This window comes from Bradyrhizobium sp. MI1.10 (genome assembly GCF_055811035.1).
In genome coordinates this window covers 1-487 of the sequence record NZ_JBVVPN010000164.1, presented here as the reverse complement: position 1 = coordinate 487, position 487 = coordinate 1, and the positions used below count along the sequence as shown (strand labels likewise).

The 487-nt window shown below is 61.8% G+C and carries 1 protein-coding gene; it reads left to right on the top strand.

The window, feature by feature from the left end; genetic code table 11:
* Positions 1 to 149 precede the first annotated feature (149 nt).
* Positions 150 to 487: IS110 family transposase (locus tag AC0L3K_RS40745; protein ID WP_473368225.1), on the top strand; the 338-nt coding region annotated here is incomplete at its 3' end.

Below are 487 nucleotides of genomic sequence, written 5' to 3'. Positions count from 1 at the left end.
GCACAAGAACTTCACGATGAGTCCTCGTGGAGATGAGAAACCGTGCGCTGTGTGCTTGACTGGGGACATCAGAATGGAATGGTCCGGCCGTGCTCCGGCCCTGCCAGTACGAGAAGCTGGCAAGGGGCGCCCAAGACAAGGAGCACGCCATGTCTCAGAAACTCGACGCTTCGCCCGCCGTCATCGGCATCGATATCGGCAAGAACTCGTTCCACATCATTGGCCAGAATCAGCGCGGCGGCATCGTGCTGCGGCAGAAGTGGTCGCGCGGCCAGGTGGAAACGCGGCTCGCCAACCTGCCGCCGTGCTTGATCGGCATGGAGGCCTGCGTCGGCGCGCATCACCTCAGTCGCAAGCTGCAAACGCTTGGCCACGACGCCCGCTTGATGCCGGCGAAATACGTGCGCCCCTATTCGAAGGGACAGAAGAATGACTTCCGAGATGCGGAAGCCATCGCCGAGGCGGTCCAACGCCCGACCATGAAGTT